7 protein-coding genes are annotated in these 17,231 nt (G+C 71.1%); 5 read left to right on the top strand and 2 right to left on the bottom strand.

Annotated features, from left to right (window positions below; genetic code table 11):
* Positions 1-65: 65 nt before the first annotated feature.
* Positions 66-5,348 carry a DEAD/DEAH box helicase gene (locus ACFVQG_RS17720; protein WP_383383284.1) on the bottom strand — a complete coding sequence of 1,761 codons (5,283 nt, stop codon included), beginning with the start codon at positions 5,346-5,348 and terminating at the stop codon, positions 66-68.
* A gap of 229 nt (positions 5,349-5,577) precedes the next feature.
* Between ACFVQG_RS17720 and ACFVQG_RS17725 the strand changes: the two genes are divergently transcribed.
* Both ACFVQG_RS17725 and ACFVQG_RS17730 read left to right on the top strand, forming a co-directional pair.
* The gene (locus ACFVQG_RS17725) at positions 5,578-6,552 is read left to right on the top strand and encodes a serine/threonine-protein kinase (RefSeq protein WP_383383287.1); all 975 of its coding nucleotides are present in this window, start codon (positions 5,578-5,580) and stop codon (positions 6,550-6,552) included.
* Between the two features lie 178 nt (positions 6,553-6,730).
* Entirely contained in the window at positions 6,731-8,773 is a 2,043-nt protein-coding gene (locus ACFVQG_RS17730) for an N-6 DNA methylase (protein ID WP_383383290.1), read from the top strand.
* 29 nt (positions 8,774-8,802) lie between these two features.
* On the opposite strand, the gene ACFVQG_RS17735 is transcribed toward ACFVQG_RS17730, so the two are convergent.
* Positions 8,803-10,257 (bottom strand): serine/threonine-protein kinase, encoded by a 1,455-nt coding sequence (locus ACFVQG_RS17735; protein ID WP_383383293.1) that lies wholly within the window; start codon positions 10,255-10,257, stop codon positions 8,803-8,805.
* Positions 10,258-10,465: 208 nt separating this feature from the next.
* On the opposite strand from ACFVQG_RS17735, the gene ACFVQG_RS17740 reads away from it, so the two are divergent.
* The 3 genes from ACFVQG_RS17740 to ACFVQG_RS17750 are packed head-to-tail and all read left to right on the top strand — an operon-like array spanning position 10,466 to position 17,229.
* Positions 10,466-12,211 carry a PD-(D/E)XK nuclease family protein gene (locus ACFVQG_RS17740; RefSeq protein ID WP_383383296.1) on the top strand — a complete coding sequence of 582 codons (1,746 nt, stop codon included), beginning with the start codon at positions 10,466-10,468 and terminating at the stop codon, positions 12,209-12,211.
* A complete protein-coding gene (locus ACFVQG_RS17745) occupies positions 12,204-13,472 on the top strand; it encodes a hypothetical protein (protein WP_383383299.1) in 1,269 nt (422 codons plus the stop codon). Before ACFVQG_RS17740 ends, ACFVQG_RS17745 begins: the two co-directional genes overlap by 8 nt.
* A complete protein-coding gene (locus tag ACFVQG_RS17750; RefSeq protein WP_383383302.1) occupies positions 13,465-17,229 on the top strand; it encodes a hypothetical protein in 3,765 nt (1,254 codons plus the stop codon). The genes ACFVQG_RS17745 and ACFVQG_RS17750 overlap by 8 nt, the downstream gene beginning before the upstream one ends.
* Positions 17,230-17,231: the final 2 nt, after the last annotated feature.

Raw genomic sequence — 17,231 nt, forward strand, 5'->3', positions numbered from 1 at the left:
GAGGTCAGGACGGGAAAGGGTCGGGACGGAGGGCGGCCGATAGGGTCCGCCCTTCGTTCCCCGTGTCAGCGGCGCGCTTCGCCGAACACAGAAGGGTAGTCGGCGACGGCCTTCGACCAGTCGTCGTCGTAGCGGATGCGGATGACCTCCCAGCCGATCTCCTTCAGCCGCTCGGCGGCCTCCTCGTCGCGCAGCGTCGTCTCGGCGTGGTCGTGGTGCGGGCCGTCGACGAAGACCGCTACCGGACCGAAGGAGGTCTCATAGACGAAGTCCGGCTTGGACAGGGCCGCGCTCAGCTTCACCTGCTGCTGGTCGGGCAGGCGGTGGCCGTGGGTCCTCAGGTAGGCGACGAACCGCTCCTCCAGGGAGGAGTCGGCGCCCTTGATGAGCGCGTCGGCGTGCTCGTCGCGGGTGCGGCCCGCGTGGCTGGAGCCGACCTCGCCGCCCGCGAAGTCCATCAGCAACTGCTTCACCAGGTGGCGGTCGATCATCCGGTGGTGGCGCTGGTTGCCGAAGGAGAGCAGGCAGTCGTAGCAGCCCTTCTCGCACGGGTCTCCGTTGCGCTTCTCGGCTCCCCGGTCGCGCCCGACCTGGTCGAAGTGCGCGATCTCCAGGGCCCGGCGGGCGGCGCGGGCGAGCGCGTCGGGCTCGGCCTGGAGGCGGCGCAGGACGCCCGCGCCGCCCTCGGCACTCTCGATGAACAGCAGCCGCTCGCGGGGACCGTCGTGCGGCGGCAGCTCCTCGGTGTCCAGCTCGGAGTCCTCCAGCTGGAACTCGGCCTCGATGCCCCGCTCCAGCGCGTACTGGAGGGTGATCGCGGTGTCCTTGTCGACGGGGGCCGCGAGCTTGAGGACCAGGATGTTGCGGGTGTCCTGGACGTACGGGATGACGGGGATCTTGCGCACGGCCTTCTCCGCGTCGGCGAGGCCCTCGTCCTCCACCGGGGTCTCCCGTCCGGGCGCGCTCGTGCCGGGCCTGCCGGTGGAGCCGGCCAGCCACTGGCCGGTGACCGGGTCGAGCCAGAAGCCGATCTCGCCCTTGGCGACCGAGCGGCGGTAGCCCAGGTTGGTCAGCCGGACGGTGGCACTGTCGCCGTAGACCAGCTCGGCGAGGAGGCGGCCGGCCGCGGCTTTCGCCTCGGCGCGCAGTGAACCGTCCCGGCCGTCGTCGTGCTGCTTGAAACGGTAGGAGATCTCCACCGCGTACCCCGTGCGCTGGCGCTCCTCCTCGTCGGAGGAGATCCGGTCGCGGCGGTGGGTGAAGACCGTGTGCAGGTGCAGCAGCCCGGTGCGGGGGTCTCCGTACGCGCTGCCGCAGCCCAGGCAGGTGTCCTCGCGCTGTTCCTCGGGGGACAGATAGCCACAGCTCTGGCACACCTTGGCGCTCTCGGTGGTCAGTTCGCCGCTGGTGTCCGGGGGAAGCTGCACCCGGTCCACCTTGAAACGGCTGCCCTCGTGGTAGATCAGCGCGCCCGGCCCAAACTCGCGGATCGCGATGAAGCGGGACCGCTGGAGGTAGTCGCCCTCGTAGCCGCGGCTGGTGCGGCCGGTGCCGGGGATGTACGCGGCGAGTGGCAGCCGGGGGAAGGAGTAGCCGGGCAGGAAGCCCTCGGAGGCGAAGTAGCGGTACGGGTAGAAGTCGGACAGCACCGTGCGCTCGCCTCCCTGTCTGTTCTCCAGGAGGGCGATCTGGTTCTCCGCCTGGGCGCGGCGGCGGACGGCCTGGGCCTGGGAGCGGCCGGTCGCCGTGCGGTTGCGGATGTTGTCGTGCTGGATCTCCCGCTCCTCCAGGGCCTTGCGGTACAGGTTCCGCCAGCGTCCGCACTTCTCGTCGAAACGCCCGGGGGCCTTGGTGACGGTGTCCTCCAGCCACTGCTCGTGCCACCAGGACGTCTCGCGCAGGGCGTCGACGCAGCCCGCGAGGACGGTGCGGGCCCGTACCAGGGCGCGCTGCTGGGCGGCCGGGCGACCGATCTGCTCCCGTACTCCGGTCAGCAGCTCCAGCGAGGGGGTCTTGCCGTCGGTGTCGAGGATCCTGGTCATGGTGCGGCCGAGTTCCAGGCCGGTCTCGGCGAGCCAGATGGCGTGCACGTGCGACGCGAGCAGGTCCTCGTTGGCCAGGTCGAGGCGGGGCGGCGCCACAGTGCCGGCGACCATCTGGTCGGAGCGGCCGTTGAAGTAGTACTGGTCGTGGCTGTTGCCGGTCGCGCAGTACGTGGTGACCAGGGCGGGCTGGCCCGAGCGGCCCGCGCGGCCGGAGCGCTGGGCGTAGTTCGCGGGGGTCGGCGGGACGTTGCGGAGGTTGACGGCGTTGAGGCTGGCGATGTCGACACCGAGCTCCATCGTCGGCGAGCAGTACAGCAGGGGCAGCGGCAGCCCCTTGCTGAACAGGTGCTCCCGTTCCTCACGGACCTCGGGATGGACCTGGGCGGTGTGCTCGGCGGCGTGCAGTCCGGCGAAGGTGGACGCGACCTCCCTGTACAGGCCCTTGAAGAAGGCGTTGACGCGGGGTCCCCGGCCGGTGCGGTAGGTGCGGCGCAGCCGGTCCACCGCGCCGTGCTCGTCGTCGCGGGCGTGCCAGCGGATCACCGGGTGGTGGATCTGGTAGCCGGGGTCCTCGCCACGACCTTGGGTGACCCGGCTCAGGACGCCGCCGTCGGCGAGGATGTCGAGCAGGTCGCGGATCACGTCCTGGGCGTCGTCGAGGGAGAGATCGTGGTTCCAGTCCGGGAAGGTCTCCGACTTGCGGACGTGGCGGCCGAAGGCGGTGCGGCCGGTGAGGTTCAGCTCGCTGCGGGTGCGCCCGGAGCGGCCGGGCCGGCCGGAGCGGGCCACCGCGACGCCGGGCGCGGGGGGCGCGGCCTCGGTCTCCGCGATGGCCCAGGCGTCGTTGAGCTTGGCGGACTCCTTGCGCAGCTCGTTGAACTTGGCCTCGGTGAAGTACGGGGTGTCCACGGCGCGCTGGCGGCGCAGTTCGTCCATGAGAACGCGCGCCAGGTCGAGCCGGGTCGCCGGAGTCGCGGTGCGCAGCGGCCCGGCGGCACGCTGCCAGCGCTCCTCGTCCTGGGCGATCTGGTCGAGCCCCGCGTACTCCAGGCCCAGCAGACCGGTCTGCTCCAGGTTGGGCATGGTGACTCGCCAGCCGCGCTCCAGGTCGAGAAAGAGCCGGTACTCGGCCACCTGGGCCAGGGCGCTCAGCGTCTCCTCGGCGAGCGCCTCCACCTCGGTGGGGTTGTTGGCGTATTCGTGACGGGCCAGTCCCATGGCGGCCACGACCTCCTCGCCCAGCCGCTTCCAGCGCAGGCCCGCCTCTCCCGCCTTCAGCATGGCGCGGTAGAGGGCGCCGCGCAGCTGGGTGACCATGACGAAGTCGTTGAAGTGCCCCGCCTGCAGGCTGGCATCCTGCCTGTTGTCGACGAAGGTGAGCAGTTTGCGTGCGTCCTCGTCGAGTTCGTCCGCGGGCAGGCTCTTGAGGTGGCGGACGATGGAGGCGCTGACGACGGAGGTGGCGGTGGAGCGGCCCTCCTGGTCGAGCGTCATGAGCTTGGCGAAGTCGCGCTCCCTGACCTGCTCGTAGCTGACCCCGCACTCCAGGCAGAACAGGAACGGGGCGGGTACGTAGGCGGCGTACAGGGCGTCCCCGTCCTTGTTCACCGCCGTGCCGTCGGGCCTCACCCACACCGGCTGCGGGGCGCGCTTCTTGCGGCTCGTGGTGAGGACGGGCGTGCCCTTCTTCGGGTCGAGGGTGAGCCAGCTGTCGGGGAAGCGGCGCTGGTCGATCGCGTCCGTGACACGCTCGGGCCACGGGTTGGAGGCCGAGAGGTAGAGGTAGCCCTGTTCGTCGTCCGCGTCCTCACGGGTGCGGAAGGAGACCGTGCCGTCGTCGCTCTGCTCGCGGGCCACGGTGAGGTACTCCTGACCGCACTCGCGGCAGAAGGACAGCGGCAGCAGGAGCTTCTCCGGCTCTCCGGGCACCCGCTGCTGGTAGGTGCGGGTGATGTGGCGGCTGTCCGCCGGCTCCAGGGAGACGTATGCCGAGCCGCCCTTGGAAAGGAACTGGTGGAGGCGGAACGCGAACAGCGCGCGGTCGTCAGCGTCGCGGGCCTTCGTGCCGGCCCGGAGCGTGGACCGGATGGCCTGGGCGCAGGCGGTGTACCGCTCGTCGTCGGGCGCGTCGCGCGGGACGTCGAAGGCGTCCTCGCGCAGGGCACGCGCGGCGAGTTCCACGGTGGTGGGTTTGGCACGCACCAGCAGGCGGGTGCCGTCCTCGTCGGTGGTCTCGGTGAGACCGAAGGCGGTCTCGACCCAGCGGGCCAGCGGGTCGGCCTTCAGTGCGTCGTACTCCAGCGGCGGGTTGTTCTCGCTTACACAGGCGGCGAGTTCGGCACGCGTGGGGGGCTTCTCGCCGGTCGCGCGGACCAGGGTCTCGCCCACCACCCGGTCCGGGGAGATCTCCGTGTCGAAGAGCGTGGAGGCGACCTCGGCGACATCACGGCGGCGGGCGGCGGGGGTGCCCTTGGTGGACATGGTGGCGGAGGTGCCGACGCACTGCAGGGCGGGCGACTCGCACGCCTCCCGCACGCGCCGGACCAGCAGGGCGACGTCGGCGCCCTGACGGCCGCGGTAGGTGTGCAGTTCGTCCAGGACGAGGAAGCGCAGGCCCTTGGCCCGGCCGATGAGCTGCTTGCGCTCCTCGGGGCGGGTGAGCATCAGTTCCAGCATCACGTAGTTGGTGAGCAGGATGTCCGGTGGCGTGTCGAGGACCGCGTCCTTCTCGGACTGCTTCTCCTGGCCGGTGTAGCGGGCGTACGTGACGGGCTCGTTGCCCTCGCCGTATCCGGCGGTGAGGAACTTCTTCAGCTCGCCCCGCTGGCTGTTGGCCAAGGCGTTCATCGGGTAGACGATGATCGCCTTGATGCTCGGGGGGTCGCCAGGCCGCTTCTCGCGCAGGATGCGGCTGACGATGGGCACGATGTAGCCGAGGCTCTTTCCGGAGCCGGTGCCAGTCGTCAGGACGTACGAGTCCTTCGAGTCGGCGGCCTCGATGGCGTCACGCTGGTGCCGGTGGAAGCGGATGGGACGGACCGTCGCACCTTGCTTGTCCTTGCCGGTGCGGAAGATCCGCTTGCACTCGGGGTGGAGGAGGCCGAGGTCGTCGGCGAGGTGGTCGACGGTGCCGCCGCTGGCGAAGCTCGGGTTGAGCGAGAGCCAGGGGTCGGGCCACTGGTCGCCGTCGGCAAGGGACTTGGACACCTGCTCGCCGATCCGTGGGTCGTCGATCACCACCGATCCGGACGTGTACTCCTTGTAGTCCCGGATGAGCCGACGGTGCACCTCGAAGACGTCCACGTGATCCTCACTAGCTCCCGACGTAATCCACGCATCACCGTAGTGGGTGAGGCACACGGGACGAACCGCCCCGTCGTCACCCCATTAGAGCAAGAACATGTGAACTCAGTCAACAAATAAAGCGTCGTCCGAGGAGCATTCGAAGCGCCGCCGTGCCACACTCTCCCTGACACCAGCCCGGGCAGGGCGCGGCAGGGCACGGACACGGAGGGGACGGGCCGCAGCGCGAATGGACACCGGAACACTGATCGCCGGTCGCTACCGGATCAAGCGCCTCATCGGCCGGGGCGGCATGGGAGTCGTCTGGCTCGCCCACGACGAGAACCTGGGCCGGGACGTGGCATTGAAGACCATGAACGTCGATCCGGGACTCACCGAGGAGCAGCGCGCCCGCGACGCCGAAAGGTTCCGCCGGGAGGCGCAGGCCGTCGCGCGACTCGACCACGCGGGCCTCGCCACCGTCTACGACCTCGGCGAGGAGAACGGCACCCGCTTTCTCGTCATGCAGTACGTGATCGGGCCCCCGCTCGACGACCGGATCGCCGAGGCAGCCCCGCTCTCCATCGAGGAGACCGCGTCGATCGGCGTCCAGATCGCCTCCGTCCTGGGCTCGGTGCACGCCCGCGAGGTCGTGCACCGCGACCTCAAGGGCAGCAACGTGGTGATCCGCACGGACGGCGTGGTCAAGGTCCTGGACTTCGGCGTCGCCGCCTTCCTCGACCCGGACACCACGGGTCTCACCACGACCGGCGAGCGCCCCGGCAGCCTGGAGTGCATGGCGCCGGAACAGGTACAGGGCAAGCCGGTCGACCCGCGCACCGACCTGTACGCACTGGGCTGCCTGCTGTACGCGATGCTGACGGGCGAACCGGTCTTCACGCACGAGTCCGAACTGATGCTGCCCGGCATGATCCTTGAGCAGCCGCCCGTCCCGCCCGGCAGGCTCCGCGCGGGCATCCCCTCCGAACTGGAGGCTCTGGTACTCCAGTTGCTGGCCAAGGAGCCCGACGAGCGGCCCGCCCACGCCGGTGAGGTGTGGCGGCGCCTCGCCGTGTGGCTGCCCGAGCGCCGCACCCCCGAACAGGCACTCGTCCCGTGGGCCGAGGTTGACCCGCTGCGGCCCTTCACCCATCCGATGGGGCCCGAGGCCCGGCCGGTGCGGGCATGGACGGCATGGGGGCGGAACGGCCGACCACGGCACTGACCCTCGCGCCTCGCCGGTCGGAACGCGACACACGCGCCAAACCCGCCTTTTCGCATCTGTGAACAAAGTCAATGGTCATGTACGCTGACGGGTGCAGTTCGGAGCAAGGGTGACTTGATCGCACACCCATCACCGAGGGGAAAGTCCTCCCTCCACCAGAAACGCCCTGGGAGTGTAGATGTCCACGTCGCGCGCCGTACCGGTGACCTTGGCCGAAATCGCCCGCCTAGCGGGTGTGGGACGAGCCGCGGTGAGCAACTGGCGGCGACGGCATCCGTCCTTCCCCGAACGGATCGCGGGCACCGACGCCAACCCTCAGTTCTCCCTGACCGACATCGAGGGCTGGCTGCGCGACAACAAGAAGTTGAAGAGGTCCGCCGAGAGGGAATGGCTCTGGCCCGCTTTCGAGGCGCTCGGCGGGCGTGACGAGACCGGGGCCACGATCGCCGAGGTAGGACGCCTCCTCTCCGGGCGGGTGACCGACAAAGGTGAGGGGATCCGTGCCGACACCCGGGAACTGATCGAACGGGCCGTGGATCTCGGGCAGCGTGAGGGGGCCACGGAGACGTTCGCGTTTCTGCTGCGCCGCTGGCTCGACGTCCATGTGCGCCAGATCGCCACGACCCCGGAACCGCTGGCAGCACTCATGGCACAACTCGCCCTCGGGGCGGCCGACGGCATGGCGGGCGACAGCCCGGACAGCTCCGGCGGCACCACGGTCATGGACCCCGCCTGCGGCCCCGGGCACCTCCTCCTGGCCGCGGCCGACGCCGTGCGGGCGTCCGGCGGCGAGGCGCTCACACTCCTCGGCAGTGACCGGGACGCCGTCCTCGCCTCGCTGGCGGACGCCCGCGTGGCCCTCGTCGAGAACGGGGGACAGGAGGGGAAGGAGCGGGCGCAGGTCTCCGTGCGGGCTGCGGACTCCCTACGCGACGACCCGTTCTCCGGCACCCCCGCCGACATCGTCCTGTGCAACCCGCCCTTCAACGAACGGGACTGGGGATACGAGGAGTTGGCCACCGACGCCCGCTGGAGTCACGGTCTTCCCCCGCGCACCGAGCCCGAACTCGCCTGGGTCCAGCACTGCCTGGCCCAGCTGCGGCCCGGCGGCGCCGCGGTACTGCTGCTGCCGCCCGCCGTCGCGGCCAGGAAGGCCGGCCGCCGCATCCGCGGCTCGCTGCTGCGCACCGGGCAGCTGCGGGCCGTCATCGCGTTGCCGCCGGGCTGCGCCGCACCGCACAGCGTCTCCCTGCACCTGTGGGTGCTGCGGATGCCCGCCCCCGGGGAAGGCACACCGATGGGCGATCGGCTGCTGGTCGCCGACGCGGCCTCGCGCTTCCCCCGGGACCCGGAGGAGAAGTGGACCCCCGACTGGGCGGCGATCAGCGCTTTCGTGCGCGACGCCGTCGACTCCCCACAGGCCCCTGCCTATGTACGACAGGTGCCCGTCATCGAACTCCTCAACGACGAGGTCGACCTGACGCCTGGACGTCACATTGCTCCGTCCCCGGCGGACACCGCACCCCGACTGGCGGCATCCTGGCGGGAGTTCACCGGACTCACCGCGAAGGTGAACAAGTCGGCCAGGCGGCTCGCGGCGCTCGACCTCGCCACGGGCGAGGCGGACACACCGACGGCGACCACGGTCGCCGAGCTCGCCCGGGCCGGGGCGCTCACCCTGCTCGGCGGCCAGCAGCCACCGGAGGATTCGATCCACGTCGGCCCGCCGTCCGCCGACGGTATCCCCCTCCTGACCATCCCCGATCTTCTGGTGGACGGCGAACCCCGCAACTGGCTCGCTCCCGGCACCGCGGCAGCCGACGAGGCCGTGATCGCCGAACCCGGGGACATCGTGGTGGTGGGCGCCGCCCGCGCCTTCTCCGCCTGGGTCCACGCGGGTCCGCCGACCGCCCTCGGCCCACAACTGCACGTCGTGCGCGTACAGCCCGAACAGCTCGACGCCTGGTTCCTCGCCGGTTCACTGCGGGCTCCCGCCAATGCCCGGCAGGCCGGCACCCACACCACAAACTCATCCCGCATCGACGTCCGCCGTCTCCAGATCCGCCAGCTTCCCCTCACAGAACAGCGGCGCTACGGACAGGCGTTCCGCGAACTCACCGCCTTCGACGGGCTGTTGCGCCGCGCGGCCGACCTCGGCACCAGCCTTGTCCGCGACCTCGGCGACGAACTGGCGGCCGGACGCCTGGCGAACCAGGCGTAGCGCATCGGCTTCGCTCACACCAGCCGACCTCACGCCTCCGTGTGCCTGGGCTCGGCCAGGCGGGCCGTGAGCTGGGTGTCGACCGCGTGCCGTACGGCCTCGACGCGAGCCGCGAGTTCCGGTGGCAGTCCGGCGGCGGTGCGGCCCGCCGTGTCAACCGCCGCGATGGCCTCCTCCAGTTCCCCGAACGTGAGCCGGCACTCGGCCGTGCGCAGCCGGATCAGCGCGCGGTCGGCCCGCTCGGCGGGGCCGTCCCCGTGAATGAGATCGTCCTCGACCGTCTGGTAGAGGCGGGCCGCGACGCCGAAGTTGCCGGAGAGGCGGAGTCCGTCCGCAGCCCTCTGCCACACGCGACGCACCAGAGGGCGCCGCTCACCCCACTCCTTGCGTACCCGTCCTGTCAGACCGTGCAGCCGGGCGGTCGCGTCGCCTGGCTCACCTGACGCGATCTCCGACTCGGCCTGTGCACAGAGCTGTTCCACCTCGCGGGCGTCCAGCCACTCATCGGCCGGTGCGGACGTGCCGGGCAACGCGGGAGGGACCGGCCGGGGACGAACAGCCCGCTCCCGCGGCCGACGCATGGGGGCGGTGGGGTCGGGGTGGGTACGGGGCCTGGGCTCGGAATCGCCGACCCCCGGGGCGAACGGGTTGAGGACCTCCAGGACCTCGTCAACGGCCGGGCGCCGCTCGGGCTTCTTGGCGAGCATCCGCAGCACCAGATCGTCGATCGGCTCCGGGATGCCCGCGGCGTACGTGCTCGGTGGCAGCGGCTCCTCGTTGAGGTGCTTGTCGGTCAGGCCGGACTCCGCGCCCAGCGGGAACGGGGGCCGCCCGGTGAGGAGTTCGTAGAAGATGCAACCGAAGCAGTAGACGTCCGTGCGCGTGGTGGGCTCGCGCTCCAGGAGCTGCTCCGGCGCCAGATATCCGCGGGTGCCAAGCGTCGAGCCGTGCGCCGTGTAACGGGTGGCGTCGGCGTGCAGCGGCTTGGCGATGCCGAAGTCGATGAGGACGACCCACCCCTCTTCATCGATCATGATGTTCGCGGGCTTGAGGTCCCGGTGCACGACCGGGAGCGTGTGCGCGCAGGCCAACGCCCCTGCCACCTGGACGGCGACGGCAACCGCCGTGGCCAGGGGCAGAGGGCTGTGCTCATCGAGGAAGGTCCGCAGACTTACTCCGGTCACCAGGCGCATGGCGATGTAGGGGACGCCCCGGTGCGATCCGCTCCCGTACAGTTCGGTGATGCCCGGGTGGTCGAGCGTGCCCAGGAGGTTGGCCTCGCGCCGGAACCTGGCATTCCTGACGGCGAGTTCGGCCTCCAGCTCGTACGGGTCGAGGCAGTACAGGTCCTCGGAGTCGTGGCGCAGGAACTTCACCGCCACCTCCCGCCCCCCGGACACCTCTGCGGCCCGCCAGACCTGGGCCATCCCGCCCTTGCCCAGAGAGTCCTTCAACTCGTAGCGCCCGTCGACCAGATCACCCACGCCGGGCCTGTACGTATCCGCGTCCACCACCGTGCCCCTTCGCACCACTGCGCATCAGACCCACCAGCGTACCGTGAAACATTCTGACCGCGAGCCGTGCATGGACTAAGTTCACAGCCCTGTGCCATGCTCAGGGGGTGCCCGGAGGTCCTCGGACTCCCGTTGCTCTGGGCACCCTCCTGCCCATGCCGCCTCCACGGGGGTCACCATGCAGAACCTGCCCGGCGTCGCAGGCGACAGCTGGCTCATCAGGGCGAGCCCCCGGATGGCCCGGCCCGACGACGCGGCCTGTCCCACCCACCGACGCACCGCTTTGCGGCCCCTGCTCCTCGCCGATCCGGCCGTGCCGTTCCGGCGGCCACCCCGCGAGGAGTTCGGGTTCGGCCCTCTGTTCACCGCCCTTGACCTGCTGGAACACGAGGGATGGTCCGTGGAGCGGGTACGCGAGGAACTGCGCCGCACCCACGGCCCCTTCCGGGGATGGGGCGCCCCGGTCCACCCCGCCCACCTGGCGTGGACCGCCCACGCCCTGGAGCGCTACGTGGCCGCCCGTACCCGTGAACAGGCGGCCGCCGCCGAGGCCGGGCTGCCTGAGACCAAGCCGGTGAAGCAGCCATGGACATGGCGCACGCGCCGCACGGACGCTCCCGACGCGCGCGGCGCCCGGCAGTACGAGCACACCCTCTGGGGCCGTATGTACGCCTCCTCCGACGGCAGGGTGCGCGACCTGTGGCTGCCTTCCATGGGCCGGGCCAAGACCGACCGCCCCGACGCGGAACTCGGCGCCGTCGCACAGGTGATGGCCTTCGGCGCGCCCACGCCTCGCCGCAAGCAACGCGCCCACCCTCCGCCCACCGCGACCGAGAGCGCCCGCCTGCCCCGACTGGTCCGCGTCTTCGACATCGGGTGCGCCGACGGGTCTGTGGAAGAACTGCTCTCCGCGGACCCCGCCGAGGCGAGGCAGCGGTTCAGGGACGACGCCGTACCTGCCTTCGTCACGGCTGCCACCGAGCTCGGCGTGCAGCCCGGGGAGAGCTGTGTCGACTGCAAGGCCATCGCCGGCTGCACGGAGCTGAAACGCGCCCCGCGGCTGTGGGGCGGGCGCCCTCCGACTCCCGCCCGCCAACGCCGCTCTGTCTCCGCCTGGGACCTGCGGCTGTACGCCGAATGCCCGGCCCAGTACCACCTGGCGCGGCGACTGCACCTCAATGACCTCTCCGCCGAGGACCGGGGGGCACGGCGCGGCAGAGCCGTCGACGCCTGGCTCGACGCAGAGCACGCCGATCGCCCGGTGCGCGGCTGCCGGGACCGAGCGACCCCCGAACCGACGGCGGTACGGGCCAGGGCCGGACTGGACGACGCCTCCGCACGCGAGGCCGCCGGGATGCTCGCGGAACACCGGCTCCTGTGCCCCCTCAACGGACTTGACGCCGACGAGCAGGTGCTCGTACAGCATCGGGTCACGGCCTACGTGCCCGAACTCGACATCGTCGTCCTCGCCGTACCCGACCTGGTGTACACCCACCGTGGCCGGTGGATCTGGCGCGAGACCAAGACGTCGGCTCGTCCGCTGTGGGAACGCGAGGCCCTGCTCCACGCCTATCCCCAGCTCGCTCTCGGCGTCCTGCTGTTCCACGCGGGAGCGCTGGGCGATGACCCGCGCCGCTCCTGGGTCGAACTGGAGCACCTACGCGAAGGCCACGGGGAAAGTCGCCTCGAAACCATCGACCCCGGCCGCGCCGAGAACGTCGACGAGGCCCGGGCCGTCATCGCCGGACTCTCCCAGCCACTCCTCAATGACACCACCTACGAGCCGAGGACCGGACGCCACTGCCACGGCTGCCAGGCCCGGACCTGGTGTCGGCCCGGCACCGCCTACGTCACCGACCATCCGCGCCCGCCGAGCCCCGACGCGCGGACCTCGCCGCGAGGAGACGCCCCGCCCCATGCCTGACCAACAGCTCGTACCGGACTGGCTGTCCAATCCCGATGTCGTCCTCCTGCGGGACGTGGCCACCGCCGTACTGCACCTGGCGGCCGTCGACTGCCTCGACTCCTTCACCCTGCCCTACCCGGCCAGCGCCCAGCGGGCCCTGGACGCCCTGGTACTCCAGTGCCTGCGCAACGGCGCCAAGCCCCCGGCCGGGGTGCCCGAGATGATGCGCTGGGCCCGCGCCCGTCCCTTGGGCAGCTGGCCCCTGGACCGACTGCCCACCGACCTGTTCGACACCGCGGACCGGCTGATCGACGAGGATTCCGGAGAGCCCTCGCAGCTCTGCCACGAGCTCGCCGTTCGGGGATACGGCGACAGCACCGGACGGCAGTACGACCGCCTGGTGATCCACGAGGCCCTGCGCGCCTGCCGGGCCGTGTCGTCACCCGAGTCGTACACGGCGTTCCGTCGCCTCCTGGTGAATCGGCCCGTCCTCACCGAGGCGGACTGGGCAGAGGTGAGCACCGACCTCTTCCTCGACCCCGTGCGCTTCCTCGTCGAGGAGATCTACGCCCCCGTCCCGCTCGGGTTCCGCCGGGACGGTGCGTACCTGTGCTGTCACCGCTGCCTGACCCTGCTCCATCCGGTGTCCGACACCGAGTGGTGGTGCGAGCGCGACCAGTGCCGACACCAGGGCCCCCCACCGCACGGCCGGGAACTCGTCGCGTCGGAGGTGGGCGAGCTGCGTCAGCTGCGGAAGCCCTTGCGGCAGTTCGTCACCGGCCCAGGACGTGCCGAAGTCTGCCTGGAGGGCGAGCTACGCGCCCTGGGCCTCACCGTCGAGATGTGGCCCGGCTTCGACGCGTACGACCTTCGCATCACCTTCCCCGACGGTCACGTGTGGGCCGTCGACGTCAAGGACTGGGCACACCCCGCCTTCCTCGGACGCGCCGCCGCCGCCGTCAGGCCCGAGCCTCCGTACGACGAAGCCTGCTGGGTGGTGCCCGCGTTCCGGGTGCGCGCCCGCCGTGACTATCTGGCCGTGTACGCCAAGGAGCGGGGCGCGGGGGCGGGCGGGCTGCGACTGCTGACGGACGACCAGCTGAAACGGACGGCACGGTTGCGGCTGTCCGGCGAACGTGGGCCGGACGCCTCCATCGCGCCCCTGCACACCGTGCCCCCGGCCAGGGGGCACGACGGGGCACGCACAGCGTCGTCCCGGTCCGGAGACCAGACGGCGGCGACCGACGACGCCGGGAAGAAGGGAGCAGACCATGCGTGACCGCAGCAGCTGGTACCAGCCGGTCGTCGCCGCACTGAGGCCATGGCCCGAAGAACACGCCGGGACCCGGCCCGCTCTGCTCTGCCAGGTCGAGCTCGCTCTGCGGCTGATGGAAACCGTGGCGCCCGGTCACGCTGCCCGCGGGGCGTGGACGCTCCTGTGCGGCTACGGCCTCGCCTTCGCGCGGGCCTCGAAGCTCCCCACTGGCACCACCGAACAGGTCGCGCTCGCCGCGGCCCGACACCTGCTCTGGCCGATGCGCCGCGGCCGGATGTGGCAGCAGAGCCTGGACGCCTACCTGGAACTGCCCGAACGGCTGCGCGCGTACCGCGTCCCGGCAGCAGGGGAGCCCGCCTACCGGGTCCCCCTCAAGGTGGCGGCCGACCGCTTCACCACCTACGACGACGCGCTCGCGAACCTTCCCGGCTTCGGCACGAAGGTTCTTCCCCCAGCGCAGGCGGGCGAACATCGCTTCATGGACCGCCGCCACCGGCGGACTTCCGTCACCGTCCCCGCCGATCTTGTGCGGGACCCATTCCCCGGCCACCCCCTCACCACCGAACGCCCCGCCACAGCAGGCCCTCTCGACGTACCTCTCGACGAACTCGCCGACATCGCACGATGGATGGACGCGGAGGAGCAGCGGCGCGCGCTGAAGGCCGGGAACTGGGAGCAGCGTCTCGCCCAACTCGACCTCGACACCCGTACCCCGGACGGGACGGTCTTCGAAGCGGCGTCCGCGCTGCCGCTCGACCGGCTCACCCACCTCGTCGGCATGGTCGGCGCCGGCAAGTCGACCTTGATGACCCTGCTGGCCGTCTGGGCGCACCACAACGGCCTGCGCATCACTCTCGTCGTCGGCGACGTGGCCGAACAACTGACGCTGACCGAGCTGTTTCGCACGCTCGGCCTGAACGCCGCCCTGGTGCAGGGGGGCACGACGCGGCCCCAGCACACCCAGCGGCTGCACCGCAGACTCGCCGCACGGGGAGAACACTCCCTACTGGCTCACACCGGACCCGCCTTCGCCCACCTCAGCACCGCCTGCCCGCTGGACGCCCTGCGCGCACTCGACGCGTCCGAACCTCTGCGCTACACCGACGCGCCCTGCGGTGCCCTTCACCCCACCCGGCGCCAGGGGACCGCCGAGGAGCCTGCGGCCGAGCGCGCGGTACGCGAGCTCGAACGAGCCCGAGGCGCCGTCGACGGGGAGGGCGCCACGGACGACACCGACACCGATGAGGAGGACCTGGGCACCCCGCACGCCTGTCCGCTGTGGAGCGTCTGCCCCCGGCATTCCGCTGCGCGTGACCTCGTGGACGCGCTGATCTGGGTGGCCAACCCAGCCAGTCTCGTCCAGACGGCGGTTCCGCGTCAGCTGAACGCCGAGCGCCTGCGCTATCTGGAGCTGGCCTGTCTGCGCAGCGACATCGTCGTCGTCGACGAGGCCGATCGTGTACAGATGCAGCTCGACCAGATGTTCGCCCCGTCGGCCACGCTCGTCACCACCGGTGTCTCCGACTCGTGGCTCGACCAGCTGCAGACCCACGAGATCGCCGAACTCGCCCGGCAGGGACGGCTGCAGCTCTCCGACCAGGACGTGGAACGGTGGTCCGCCGCCCTGGACGTCGTTGGTTCGGCCGCGGACCGGCTGTACGCCATGCTCATCGACGACGGAAGCCTGCGGGACTGGGTGCAGATCGACTACTTCAGTGCATGGACCCTCCAGGAGAAGCTGCTGCACGCCTGGTACCCGCTCACGCGGGACCAGGCCGCCGGGCGGCCGGACATCACGAACGAAGGGGACGTCGAGGACGAGAGCGCACTCTACGAGGACGAGGACGGGCTCGAGGCCGATGTCGACTCCCCCGTCCCCGACGCTCCCTGGGCAGAGCGACGCACCGAGATCACCGAGTTCTTCGACACGTTCCGCGACGATCCGCTGGGCGGACGCGGCCCCTACGGAACCCCCGCCGACGAGCTCACCGCCCTCGCCCACGACGTCCTGCACACCCTCGACGAGAAGCGGACACGGCGCCGTGTCCGCGCGCTCCTCGACTCCTTCCTTGTCGGAGCGCCGGGCCCGGAACAGCGGCCCGTGCCCGCTGCCGAGCGAGGCAACAAGCCTGCCCCCGAGGACCTACCACTCACCGAGGAGTGGCGTGACCTCAACGCGCGACGTCTGGAGTTCACCCTCGTCCTCGCCGCCCTACACCAACGCCTGGACCGGGTGACGTTCCTCTGGCCTCAGGTGGAGGCAGCGCTACGGCTGGACTCCGCGGCCCACGAGCTGACCCGTCGCCCGCCCCTCGACTACGCGCCACTGCTGCCCGAAGCACCCATGGGCAACGTCCTGGGCTTCCAGTACCTGGTGGACGAACGGGCCGCCGCCCGCAACAAGGACGGACACCGCACCGGCACCCTGCGCTTCTTCCGTTGCGCGGGCGTGGGCCGGGAACTGCTCCTGGGTCTCTCCCAGCTCGGCGCCGACCCGGGCCGCGGCACGGCAGGCCCGCACGTGCTGCTGATGTCGGGCACCAGTTGGGCAGGCACCTCCACCCGGGCACACGTCCTCGCCCCCGTCCAGGCCGTACTGAAACCGCAGCCCAAGGCTCTCGACGCCATCCGGAAGACGGTTTTCCGCCCCGAGTTCCTGTACGACGCCGCAGGACAGCCGATCCGGCTCTCCGGTCAGGATCCCGACCAGCGCGAGGACGTCCTGCGTCTGATGGTCGACCGGCTCGCCCGGCCCCGGAGCGACGGCAATTCCTCCCCTCTCCAGAGTGAACTCGCGCGAATTTCCGACCAGCGCCGCAAACGTGCCCTGCTCCTGGTGGGCAGCTACGCGGAAGCCAAAGTGGCCGCCAGCGCCCTGAACGAGATCCCGCGCTGGCGTGGCCGGGTACGCGTCCTGGCCGCCGATGACGCCGAACTGGAGGCCGCCGTCGACGGGACGGCGCCGACGCGGAGCCAGGCGCCGGGCACGGGATCGGGTGCGGGAGCGGTCCGGCGTGGGGACCTCGCCTCCTTCGCCGACGACCCGGACGCCGAACTGCTCGTGGCGCCCCTCCTCGCCGTGGAGCGAGGACACAACATCCTCACCGCCCCCCAACGGCCCGGCGAGGAGAAGGTGGCGGCGTTCGGGACGGTGTTCTTCCTGGTCCGCCCACACCCCCGCCCCGACGACCTCTCCCTGGCAGTCTTCGCCATCAACGACTGGGCAACGCGGTTCGTACGCGGTCAACTGAAGCTGGCGAACGAAGGGACGTTCAGCGACATGGTCACCCAGGCCGGGGACCTGAACGCGGCAGGCAGCGCCTTCAGAACCACCGCACGCGGAGTGTGGCGGCACGTACTGTCACGGCCCTACATCTACTCCTCGCTCTCCGATGACGAGAAGGCGTCCTTCGTCTGGGACCAGCTCGTCACCATCTGGCAGGTCATCGGCCGCCTCGTCCGCGGTGGCGTACCCGCCCGCGTCGTGTTCGTCGACGCGGCCTTCGCACCGCGACTGGCCGCAGCACAGGCCCCCTTCACAGGCCAGAGCCGTCGTCCACGCCGCGCAGGTGACCCGGGGCTGCTCCTCCGACTGCGGGATGTCCTGGCGCCGTACTTCGCCCAGAGCGACACCGACACCGTCGCGTACGGCGTGCGCATCGACCCCGCCGACGCCGCACTCGTCAAGCTGCTCTACAGCCCGCTGTACGAAGCACTGTGCGCCATGGGGACGTCACCGGGCCCGCGAGCGGCGGACTGACT

This window comes from Streptomyces sp. NPDC057877, from assembly GCF_042796855.1.
In the GTDB taxonomy this organism is placed as follows: Bacteria; Actinomycetota; Actinomycetes; order Streptomycetales; family Streptomycetaceae; genus Streptomyces.

Excerpts from the sequence above, each read along its gene's own strand:
- ACFVQG_RS17725 (WP_383383287.1), top strand. The coding sequence starts at position 5,578 with ATGGACACCGGAACACTGATCGCCGGTCGCTACCGGATCAAGCGCCTC.
- ACFVQG_RS17730 (WP_383383290.1), top strand. The coding sequence starts at position 6,731 with ATGTCCACGTCGCGCGCCGTACCGGTGACCTTGGCCGAAATCGCCCGC.
- ACFVQG_RS17740 (WP_383383296.1), top strand. The coding sequence starts at position 10,466 with ATGCAGAACCTGCCCGGCGTCGCAGGCGACAGCTGGCTCATCAGGGCG.
- ACFVQG_RS17745 (WP_383383299.1), top strand. The coding sequence starts at position 12,204 with ATGCCTGACCAACAGCTCGTACCGGACTGGCTGTCCAATCCCGATGTC.
- ACFVQG_RS17750 (WP_383383302.1), top strand. The coding sequence starts at position 13,465 with ATGCGTGACCGCAGCAGCTGGTACCAGCCGGTCGTCGCCGCACTGAGG.